The organism is Streptomyces sp. rh34 (assembly GCF_002551245.1).
Classification (GTDB): domain Bacteria; phylum Actinomycetota; class Actinomycetes; order Streptomycetales; family Streptomycetaceae; genus Streptomyces.
This window is the reverse complement of the sequence record NZ_NTGZ01000250.1, coordinates 1-10,856: the sequence shown is the minus strand read 5'-3', so window position 1 is coordinate 10,856 and position 10,856 is coordinate 1. Positions and strand designations below refer to the sequence as shown.

8 protein-coding genes and 1 pseudogene are annotated in these 10,856 nt (G+C 69.8%); all 9 read right to left on the bottom strand.

The window, feature by feature from the left end:
- On the bottom strand, positions 1-2,325 hold a 2,325-nt coding region (locus tag CR470_RS39840; protein ID WP_441350786.1), incomplete at its 3' end, for a WXG100-like domain-containing protein.
- A 90-nt stretch (positions 2,326-2,415) separates the two neighbouring features.
- Positions 2,416-2,811 (bottom strand): hypothetical protein, encoded by a 396-nt coding sequence (locus CR470_RS30775; protein WP_257138970.1) that lies wholly within the window; start codon positions 2,809-2,811, stop codon positions 2,416-2,418.
- Positions 2,801-3,256 (bottom strand): YbaB/EbfC family nucleoid-associated protein, encoded by a 456-nt coding sequence (locus CR470_RS30770; protein WP_097870765.1) that lies wholly within the window; start codon positions 3,254-3,256, stop codon positions 2,801-2,803. The genes CR470_RS30775 and CR470_RS30770 overlap by 11 nt, the downstream gene beginning before the upstream one ends.
- Positions 3,257-3,430: 174 nt before the next feature.
- Positions 3,431-6,715, bottom strand: a complete 3,285-nt coding sequence (locus tag CR470_RS30765; RefSeq protein ID WP_257138969.1) for an AAWKG family protein — start codon at positions 6,713-6,715, stop codon at positions 3,431-3,433.
- A 48-nt stretch (positions 6,716-6,763) separates the two neighbouring features.
- On the bottom strand, positions 6,764-7,243 hold the full coding sequence (locus CR470_RS30760) for a type VII secretion system-associated protein (protein WP_097870763.1): 480 nt from the start codon (positions 7,241-7,243) through the stop codon (positions 6,764-6,766).
- Positions 7,244-7,356: 113 nt separating this feature from the next.
- Complete coding sequence (locus CR470_RS30755) at positions 7,357-7,665, bottom strand: WXG100 family type VII secretion target (protein WP_003970670.1); 309 nt, start codon at positions 7,663-7,665, stop codon at positions 7,357-7,359.
- 91 nt (positions 7,666-7,756) lie between these two features.
- Positions 7,757-8,092 carry a hypothetical protein gene (locus tag CR470_RS30750; protein ID WP_003970669.1) on the bottom strand — a complete coding sequence of 112 codons (336 nt, stop codon included), beginning with the start codon at positions 8,090-8,092 and terminating at the stop codon, positions 7,757-7,759.
- A 445-nt stretch (positions 8,093-8,537) separates the two neighbouring features.
- Complete coding sequence (gene eccB, locus CR470_RS30745; protein WP_097870762.1) at positions 8,538-10,082, bottom strand: type VII secretion protein EccB; 1,545 nt, start codon at positions 10,080-10,082, stop codon at positions 8,538-8,540.
- A gap of 45 nt (positions 10,083-10,127) precedes the next feature.
- Positions 10,128-10,856, bottom strand: a pseudogene (locus CR470_RS30740) (type VII secretion integral membrane protein EccD); the annotation flags it as partial.

Below are 10,856 nucleotides of genomic sequence, written 5' to 3'. Positions count from 1 at the left end.
GACCTGTACCGGCCCGCCGGGGCCTTCCCGGGTCAGCTCGACGGCACCGCGCTCCGCCGGCCCCGTCGCGTCGGAGCCGGTCGGCGGGCCGAGCAGCACGGCGCGGTCGGCCCCCGCGTCGTCCAGCAGTGCGGCCGCCTCCGGGGAGCCTTCGGCCAGGGACTGCGGCGCCTCCGAGACGATGACGGTCAGCGGAGTCGTGCCGGGACCGGCTCCGGGGCCGGGACCGTCGACGACGGCCGGGCTGCCACCGCCCACCTCGCGCGCCCCGGCGCCGTTGACCTCCCCGGTGTTCGGCACTTCTCCGTGGGATCCGCCGGCGTCGGCCCGGTCCGGGCCCGGCGAGGCGCTCCCCCCGAAGACCGTGTCCGGCCCCGTCGGCGTACCGGTCCCCGGCGACGGCAACGGTGTTGCCACCCCCTCCCCCACGATCGACGTGTCCACGGTCACCGGCGCGCCGAAGCTCTCCAGCGCCCTGCGCACCTCGTCGGCGTCGATCCGGACGGCGGGCCCGTTCCCGGCGGCCACCACCCGTACTTCGGGGAACTGCGACAGGTTGCCGTGCAGACCCTCGCGTACGCCGATCTCGGCAGGTCCGGGGGGCTGCTCGCCGCGCAGGGCCGCGAGGTCGCGCAGCGCCTGGTCGCGCACCTCGGCGGGCCCCTGGTGGACCTGCTGCCACAGGGCGTTCTCCGCGGCGGTCACCGGCAACGGGCCCGGTGTGTACAAGGGCGGGTCCACCGGGACGTACGCCGGCGGGCCCTCCAGCGTGTACGGCGGCGGGCTGTCCGCCAGGTCGGGGCGGGGAGAAGGATCGGCGGCGAAGTCGTCCAGCCCGGCAGGCCGGGGCGATCCGGGCCCGGAGCTGCCGCCGTCCGAGGACTCCGTACGCGGAGGGCCGCCGGTGCGGCCGGAACCGTCGTCGCCGCCGGTCCGCGCGGGGGCGTCGGAACCCGGGCCGCCCGAGACGGTGGGCGGCTGGTTGCGCAGGTTCTCGATCGCGGTGCGGAGCTCGTTGCCGGTGTTGACGGCGATGTCGGCCAGTCCGCCCTCGACCTTGCTGCTGACGCCGGCACCGACGAACGTGGTCCAGCTGGAGGAGAAGTCTCCCTCGAACGCACCCTTGATCAGGATCTCGGCGACCGACTCACCGCCGCCGGCCGCGGCGAAGTCGAGCACGCCCTTGAGTCCGTAGTGCCCGGCGAGCGCTCCGGGCCGGTCGGCGTTGTTCTCCAGCAGGCGGTAGTTGCGCCACAGGTCGGGGTTGGAGCGCCAGACGGCCGGGTCGTAGCGGAAGCTGAACGGACGGTCGCGGAGGAAGGCGGGCGGGCCGGTGTTCACGTCGGGGCGGGGGCGGTCCTCCGGGCCGCCGCCGGGGCCCGGCACCGGCTCGGGGTCCGGCTTCGGGTTCGGCTTCGGGTTCGGCCTCGGCTCGGGGCCGGGTTTCGGCAGCGGCTCCGGTTCGGGCCGGGGCTTCGGTTCCGGCGTGGGGTCGGGTTTCGGCTCCGGCTTGGGCTCCGGAGTCGGGGCGTCCGGGCCGGGCTTCGGCTTGGGATCCGGGGTGTCGAGCTTCAGGTCGGGGCCGGGGCCCGGCTTGTCCTTGAAGGGAGGCCCGTCCTTCAGGAAGTTGGTGTCGTAGCTGTTCACGATGTTCTTCGCCCAGTTCTCGAAGACACTGGTGAAGAACCCCGCCGCCGCGCCGAACGCGGCGGCCTTCCCGATGTCGCCCCAGTCGATGCCGTCCGGGCGGCGCCCGTCGGGGGCGAAGTTCATCATCGCCAGGCGGACGGCGAAGGTGGTGAACGCCTCGGCCAGCGCCTCGCTCAGGGTCGGCATCAGGTGCAGCCGCTTGAGCAGGTGGCTGAAGAGGGTGAGCAGCACGAACCGGCTGCGCAGCTTGGCCATCAGGATCTGGCTGGCGGAGGCCCCTCCGGTGAAGAAGGACAGCGCGAGGTAGATCGCGATCTCGATGAGCAGACGGACGATCTCGGCGATGACCTGCCACTTGGACTCCATGACGTCCATGCCGGTCTTGCGGCGGCCCGCACCGATCCCGTCGAGCTGCTTGGTGAACTCCAGCAGGTAGTTCTTGCCCTGGTCGTCGATGAGCGCGCCCATCGCCTGCTTGTAGGAACTCGACAGCTCGTCCGGCATCTCCTGCGCGATGTCGTGCACGGACTTCTCGATCAGCGCGGACAGCTGCTCGATCTTGCGGGCCATGCCGGTGAAGTTGTACTGGCTCTGGTCCGCGAGATCCTCGTCGATCGTGGTGAGGAACTCCCCGGTCAGCGCGAAGATCATCGCGTTGATCTCCGGCGTGGGCATGATGCTCAACGGCGGCCGCCTCCGGTGCCGTACGGGCAGCCCGAAGCCGCCGCTCCCCCGGTTCCCCGGTAGCGGCCTTCGAGACGGAGATCAGCGGCGGCCATGCCCGCCCGTGCCGTCGCCGAACACACCGTTGGCCTCGGCCTGGCTGCCGTACTGGTGGAGGCCCTCCAGGTTGGTGTCCCGGGTCTTGCGCACCAGGTAGATCTGATCCTTCATCGCCGCGGTGCTGGCACTGAGCGCGTCCCGGAAGCCGGTCATGGTCGCCGTGACCATCTGCGTCTCCTCCCGGTCCCGCTCGGTGGCCTTCTGGCTCATCTCGTCCGTACCGGCCGCCGTGCCGACCCAGCCCGCCGTTTCGTACACCCCGTCCCGGAAGTCCGTCAGGATGGACATGGCGAGGTCCGCGATCTGGTCCTGCTGTCCGGTCAGCGACTCCACCCGGTTGGGGTCGAAGTAGTAGTGCCCGCCCATCTCAGTCCTCACCGTCCTCGTCGAGCGCGTCCCGCCAGGCGGACTTCGCACCGTCCGGCCGCGGCCGGCCCTCCTCGTCCCTCTCCAGCACCTCGGGCCCGAAGATCCGCGCCCAGTCCAGCTCGAAGCCCGGCAGTTCCGGAACCGCGCTGCTGGGTTCGGTGAACGGCATCATCGCCTTCATCACGTGCCGGTTCATCACCACCCGGGCCTCACTCGCGGCCTCCAGCACGCTCGCCGCCAGCTCCTGGGGTGACATGTCGCGGTACTTGTTCTCCAGGAACTCCAGGCTGGTCAGCTCCCCCTGCGGGCCCACGGTCGCGCGCACCGCACGGTCGGAGGAGACGCGTGCGAACGAGGCCTGACGCAGCTCGCGTTCGGTGCGCGCGATGGCTTCCTGCGCCGACTGGAGCTCGGCCATCGCCGTCTCCAGGCGCTTCTCCAGAGGTTCCGGCACGCCCATGTTCCCTTCTCGGTTCTCGCTGATCAGGGAGCACCGCCCGGCCGGACCGCGCACCTTGATCGACTCCTGACGATTCTGCTGATGGCCTCCCCGCAGGGGAAGCCGGTACGGTACGCGATCGCTGTGGAATACGTCTCCCGCCCGCCGGGCACCTCGACTCCTTCGCGGTCAACGTCCGATCACCGCGGGACTGCCGCCCTCCTCGGTGCCCCACACGTCCTCGTCCTCCTCCAGATAAGCGGAGGAACTGGTGGTCCTGCGGACGGCGTCCGGCTCATTCTCACCCTTGGTGTCACCGCCGTTGCTGGTGGTCGAGACCCGGGAGGCGGGCGCGAGGAAGGTGTCCTCGCCCTCCTGGCGATTCCAGGCCCCCCGGCGCCGGCGCTTGCGGCGCTCGCTCTCCTCCGCCGCGTCGACCAGCACCGCGCGCACCCGTTCGCCGTTGCCCTTCTCCCCTCCACCGGCCCCCATGCCCGCGCCGCCCATCGGCATTCCGGGCGAGCCGGGCATGCCGGGGGTGCCCGGGGAGCCGGGGGTCTGGCCGGGGTTGGCCGCGACACCTGAACCCTCCCCGAGCGGGCCGCCGTTCAGCCCGCCGTTCGACGACAGGCCACCGTTGAGAGCGGTGGCGCCGAGGTTGTCGCCACTGCCGAGGCCGAGGTCGGAGAAGGGCACGTCGCGGGAGACCGTACTGGGCCCTCCCCCGGAGCCGCCACTGCTGCCACCGCCGTTCCACCCGCCCATGCCGCTGAGGTCCAGGCGCTCGCCGGGGCCGCGGTTCAGGTCGGAGTTGAGTCCGCCCAGGTCCACCGTCCGGGTGGTGCCGTCCGGATCCGTGACGGTCGTACGACCCGTGTCCGGATCCACGACCTGCGTACTGCCGTCCGGGAACGTCGTCTTCAACTGACCATTGTCCAGAACCGTCTTCGACCCGTCCGGATTCGTCACCTCGGCACCGTGCGTCAAATCCACAGCCCTGGTCGAACCATCCGGATCCGTCACCGTCAACTGCCCGGTCTCCGGATCGAACGAACTCCGGCTCCCGTCCGGGAACACGCTGTTCAGATCACCGTCAAGACCCAGCGACGTACGCCCACCGGTCGGCGTCTCCAGCCCATCCCGCACCCCGTCGAGACCACCGACATCACCCAACCCGCCCAGACCACCCAACCCGCCGGCCGAGTTGTCCAGGTTGTTCAGACCCTCCAGGCTGCCCAGATCGGTCGTGGTGCTGCTGCCGTCCGGGTTCGTGGTGACGGCCTGCCCGGTCCTGGGGTCGATGACCTGCTTGGTGCCGTCCGGGTAGGTGGTCGTCAGGTTGCCGTCGCGATCGAGCGCCGTGACCGAGCCGTCGGGGTTGGTGATCTTCGCGCCGCCGCCGAGGTTGCGCGTGACGGTGGAGCCGTCCGGTGAGACAGTGGTGAGGTCCCCGGTCCCCGGGTCGAACGAACTCTTGCCGCCGTTCGGGAAGTCCGTGGTGATCGCGCCGTCCCGCAGACGCGTGTTGCCTCCGGTCGGCGTGTTCAGGCCGCCATTGCCGGGGAGATTGCCCAGGCTCCGGGTGAAGGCCCCGTTCGGGTTGTTCCCCGCCCCGTCCTGGCTGCCGTTCAAGGGGCCGAGGTTGCCGAGGCTTTGGGTGAGCGGGGGAATGACGGGCGGGAAGGACTGCCCGCCCGGCGGGCCGCCGTTCGACGAGCTGCCGTCGGGCAGGGTCGAGTCCAGGTTTCCGACGTTTCCGAGGTTTCCGACGTTTCCGAGGTTTCCGAGACTGTTCAGCGCCTCGTTGTTGGCGTTGCCGAGATTGCCCAGGCTGTCCAGCACGTCGTTGTTGGCGTTGCCGAGGTCGTTGAGGTTGTCGAGCGCCGTGTTGTTGATGTTCCCGAGGTCGTCCAGAACGGTTTTGCTGTTGTTGTTCAGATCGTCCAGGATGTCGTTGTTGTTCTTGTTCAGATCGTCCAGGATGTCGTTGTTGTTCTTGTTCAGATCGTCCAGGATGTCTTTGTTGCTGTTGTTCAGGTCATCCAGGACGTCGTTGTTCTTGTCGTTGAGGTCGTCGAGGATGTCGTTGTTGTTCTTGTTCAGGTCATCGAGGAAGTCGTTGTTGCTGTCGTTGAGCTTGTCGAGCCACTCGTCGATGTCCGGACCGCCGTTGCCACCCGGGTCGTCGAGTTTGTCCTCGGCGTAGTCCTCGCCCGCCGTGCTGGTGGTCTTGGGCTTCGGGACGTTCTCCGTGAAGTCCTTGGTGAGATCGAGGAAGCGGTTGTTCAACCATGACGTCTGCTCGATGGCAGGCCTGACCAGCTTCTCGTCGACACCCTGGTTCCACAGCTCGACGGCCTTCTCGCCGACCTTCTTCCAGTTGGCGATGTCGCTCAGGTCACCGTAGTCCGGGTGCGCCTGGAGGAAGCCGTCCCGCGGCGAGTGGGTGACCGTGGTGTAGCCGGCCCCTTGGTAGCCGGTGTGCGTATAGGCCTCGATCCCGCTCTTCCCGATGTTGTGCTCGTTCACCCAAAGGGCTAGATCGTCCAGCAGATAGCGCAGCACCCGCAGCGGGTCGTAGTAATCGGACTTCGCCCACTCCAGCCATTTCTCCAGCAGGGTCGTGGCGACTGTCTGGAGGCTCTCGCTGCCGATGGCCAGCGCCCGGGAGTGGACGGTGCCACCCTCACCGGTCACGCCGTCGGCGTTCGTGGTGGCGCCGAACGTCTCCACGTAGCCGTCGTAGTTCTCACGGATCTTCTTCAGCAGGTTACGGAAGACGTCGGCCGCCTCGCCCTTCCAGCTCGCGTCCTCCCGGGCGAAGCGGTCCTCCCAGTCCTTGAGGATCACCGCCTTGTTCTTGAAGAACTGTGCGGCGCGGTCGAAGGACTCGCCGGTGGAGTGGAAGGACTTGAGCACGACCGCGTTGGCGTCGTCCACCGGCTGTTCCGCGAACTTGACGCCCTCGGTGCTGCCGTCGCGCAGGGCCATCAGCGCGGCCCGGGGCCCGTTCATGTACTGGGCGAGCGGAATCGTGCTCATTTCCTGCTTGTTGTAGTCCTTGAAGTCGTTGCCCTCACGGACACTGACGTCGTCGACGTCCTCGGCCGACGTGCTCGCGAAATGGAGCTCGTTGTCCGACTTGACTCGGCCCTCGAAGACGATCCGGGCCTGCATCAGGGAGGACTTCTTGTTCTTGTCCAGGAAGAAGATGTCGTAGTCCTGGCCCTCGTTCACGAGGAAGCCGGACTCGGCGACAACGGACTTCAGGTCGCGTTCGCGGATGTCCATCCGGAACAGCGGGCCCCCGCTGGTCGAGGTGAGCTTCTCGAAGATGGTCTTGCGGTCCGGCACGGGGTAGCCGGTGATGTGGCGGACCAGGACCGCCCAGGCGTCCTCCGTCTCCGCCTCGTACCCCTTGAGATTGTCGAGGTTCTCGCGGGAGTCCGGGTCCGTGTTCTCGACCTCAGCCACTGATGGCCCCTTCGGCGCTGGTCCTGATGATCCTGGTCCTGGTCGAGGTCAGGAGGTTTCCTCGTCGTCGCCCGTGCCACCGACGGTGAACGCGTCCACCTCGTCGAAGGACTGGAGCAGCGTCTGCGCGTCGATCGCGTCGATGTTCTTCTCCTTGGTCTTGTTCGCCTCCTCGATGGTCTCGGTGAGGGCTTCCTTCAGCTCCTTGAAGAGGGCCACCTGGTCGAGGAGGAGCTTGTCGATCCCGGTGGCCGCCGTAGTGATGGCCGTGAGCATCGTCTTGCCCGAGACCAGGTCGCCGTCCTCGCCCCGGCCCATCTTGCCGATGCGCAGGATCTGCTGATCCTTCTTGGAGTTCTCCGCCGTCGTGTACCCGGCGACCAGGTCGCCCAGCGGGCGGACGCCTTCCGCGCTGGTGTCCTCCTGGTGGACCTTCGCGCTGCGGCGGACCGGTTCGACCTCCAAGTCCCGGAAGTTCTCCATCTGCTTGAGGTCAAAGTGCTTGACGTCGGCCTTCTCGCCGGCCATGAGGCGTCCTCCTGCGGTTGGAGCGGGACAGGGTCACGGGAAACGGGGCGGAGCGGGGAGCACACGCGGGCGCCGGGGTTCACCTCCGTACCGCAGGCGAACCCCGGCGGGGACTATCGGGCGCGCACACCGCCCCAGTTGTCGGCGCTCCTGCGCTCGTCGCGGGAGTGGTTGTCGTGGATGCTCTGGACCAGCTCGCCGCTGTCGCCGAGGAGCAGGGCCATGTTCTTGGTCGCCTGGTCCCACTCGGCCTGGACACCGCGGTACATCTGCTGGTCGTCACCCTCCCACGAGGTCACGAGCGGCTTGAGCTCGTCCTCCAGGTTGTTGAGGGTGGTGATGATCTGCTGGGTCTGCTGCTTCAGCTCCTCGATCGCGTTGCGGACCGTGGAGTACTGCACATCGATGATGCCGTCGGCCATGACATCTCCTCTCGGGTGGCCGGGCCCCTGGGCCCGGGGATGCTCACAGGTTCCGGCCTCCGCGAAAGGGGCCGGTGCCGCCGGGGACGGGTCAGCGCAGCGCCTCGAAGACGCCCTGGCTGGTCTTGCTGTTGAGCACCTCGGTCAGGTCCTGGTTCTCCTTCGCCAGCCGGTCGGCCGACGTCACGTTCTCCTGGAGCGCGTCGACCATCTTGCTGATCTGCACGACGACCTTCTGCGCCTCGCCGTTCCAGCTGCGGAACAGCTTCAGCAGGGCCTGACCCTCGTCACCGCCGACGCCTGAACGCGCGGCGATCTCGGCGACGTTGTTCTGGATCTTCTCCACCGCGGCCCGGGCCGACTCCAGAGAGGAGACACCCCCCAAGCCCTTGGCATAGTCCGCCCGCCTCTGGCCACTGTCCGCCATGTCGCGCTCCCTTCGTTGAGTGACTTCCCATCGCACCGTTGCCCGCTGAGGCTAAAGAGAACTCCGTGTCCGGCGCAACGCGTGCGGGGAAGATTTGAGCATAGTTCCGCGCGTCAGAATCCTTACACCCCAACGGAGTTGTCCGAAGGTTTCCACGAAATGAACGCGGCCTGCCCGACGGGCCCCGGGGCCCGTCGATGCGGACGGGAAACGGGCGGCCGGAGAATCCGAACGGTCATCGAGACGGTCCGTTTCCGGCACTGTGCGCCCCTTTTCGCAGGATCCCCCGGAGGAACGGGCAGTCGATTTTCTGAGCTTTTTCTGAGGTTTCCCCGAGCGCGCCGCCCACGCCGAATAGCCCCTCGGACGATGCCAGGTCAGGTACGACGTTCCACTTCTCCGCCCTTTTCTCTTTCTTCGGCACCGTATGGGGTGTTTGCCTGGATCATGGCTGGAAGTCGACTGCTCCGGTCTTACCGGAAGCGCCGCACTTCGGGGCGGTGAACCTGGGCTCCGCGGCGCCGGAGGCGGCGGCCGGATCGAGGTCCGCTCCGGTCGGCAGAGCGGCGAGCAGAGGTGCGGGGACCGATCCGATGTCCCCCTCCCCGTACCCGAGTGCCTCCAGGGAACCCTTGGCCGGGACCCGGTACTTCACGCCGTTGTCCGCGACCAGGTAGGTGGTTCCGGAGTGTGCGGCGCCGCTCGCGTGCAGGGCCCTGACCAGCGCGCCGTGCCCGGGGCGTACCACCGTGGCGTCCGTCCGGGCGCAGGCCTCGACCAGCGGCTGAGCGGTTCCCTGCGACACCGCGACGGGGGCGAGCCCGGTCAGCGGGACCAGCACCGACCCGATCCGGGCGCCGCCGTTGCCGCCGTCCACCTGTGCGCAGAGGGCGGTGCCGCGCGGCGCGGACCGCGGGACGGGCGGCGTTCGAGGCAACTCCGCGGTCGCGGAGCCGGCGGGGGCCTTCTCCTTGGCCCGGTGCGTACGCAGCGCGTCCGCGCCGACCGCCCGGGCCTCGGGCGAGCGCCCCTGGTAGGCGTCCTTCTGGGTGGCCGGGTCGCCCAGCATCAGGGCGGCCTCCAGCCGGGAAAGCGGCACCAGGCCGTCCTTCCGCAGCAGGTGGTACGTACTGCCGCCGCCGGGCACGCTGATCTCGAAGAGCTGGCCGATCCGGCTCGGTTCGCCGCCGAGCACGGGTCCCTCGCCTCCGCGCCCCGGCACCTCCGGCGGCTTCAGGGCCGGGCCGGGAGCGAGGGCGTCGAGGAACGCCGCCGAGACCGGCATGGCCCGCTCGGAGCCGTAACCGAGGGCGTTGCGGGCGTCGGAGTCGGGGTCCAGCGGGAGCCGGCTGCCCCGCCACACCAGGTACTGGGTGCGGTCCGGTCCCTCCACGAGAACCCCGCGGTCGGCGCCGACACCCCGGGATTTCAGCGGCGCCCCGACGACCACGGTGGTGGCCCCGGGCCGGTCCACGCCTGCGGCCGCGACGGCGCCGGAGGTGCTGGGCAGGGCACCGTCCGGTCCGGTGACGCACATGTGCCAGGCGCCGGCGTCGAGCCCGCCCGGGCCGGGCAGGGTGTCCGGGGCGCCGGGGATGCCGGCCGGGGCTCCCACGGGGACGTCCCGCAGCGAGGCGGTGGAGACGTCCACGGCCTTGAGGTCGGACCCGCCGATCAGCCGCGCCGAGGCGTAGTTGCGCACCGGGTGCAGTACGCCGTCGGTGCCGGTCCACAGGTAGCGGGCGCCGGTCTCGCGGTTGACCACCAGGTGCTCGCCCTTGCGCCAGGTGTCGTTCCCGCCGGGCCGCAGCAGCCCGTAGACGGTGGCGCCCGCTCCGATCAGGACGGTCACCAGCAGGCCGAAGACGACGCCCCGGGTGGTGCGGCCCAGTGGGCTCTCCGGGGCGTCCGGGTCGGCCGTCAGCAGGCCCGAGCTGAGCCTGCCCATCATGAAGCCGTGGGCCTGGACCTGGTCGCGCTTGGACTGCACAGCCTCTCCTCAACTCGTTTCTGGTGGACCGGCGTACGGGGTGGCTCAGCCGAACAGGCCGCGCAGCCAGCCGAAGAGGCCCGCCACCCACAGCGTGAGCGGGAGCAGCGCCACGGCCAGGCCGGTGTGCGCCAGTTCCGCCGCCCGGCCCCAGTACGGCAGCACCCGTCGACCGGGCACTGTCCAGGAGGCGGTCACGAGGACGGCCGCCGCGGCGAGCAGCACCCCGAAGACCACCACGCGTCCGTCCCCGTCGCTGTCCACCGCCCAGGCCCGGGCGAGCAGCAGCAGCCCCCAGATGCCGGGCACCGCCAGGGTGAGGCGCTGGCCGATGTGGATCAGACCCCGGGAGTGCAGGAGCAGCAGCAGGGTCAGCGCGAGCGCGGTGAGCGTCTCCGGGAGGTCCGGGTGCTGGGCGAGGACCGTCAGGGCTGCCGCGGCGATGGTGCCGGTGGCGGCGAAGAGCGCGGTGACCCAGCGCCCGGCGAGTTCGGTGCGCTCGGCGACCTCGTCGCCCGCGTACGGGTCGATGCCTTCCTGGAGCTGTCCGGCGGTGGACGGCAGCGCGGGCATCCGCATGCCGGCCAGCTTGAAGGCGAAGGGTGCCACGGCCCCGGCGGCGAGCGCGACGACCGTCGCCACCAGCGCCACCGCGGCCGCCGTGTCCAGGCCGGTGTATCCCATCAGGGTCCCGGAGACCGCGGTCGCCACGGCGACCACGGCGGTGGCCAGCAGGGCGGGGGCGCCGACCGCGGTGGCGGCGAGCGCGAGGAC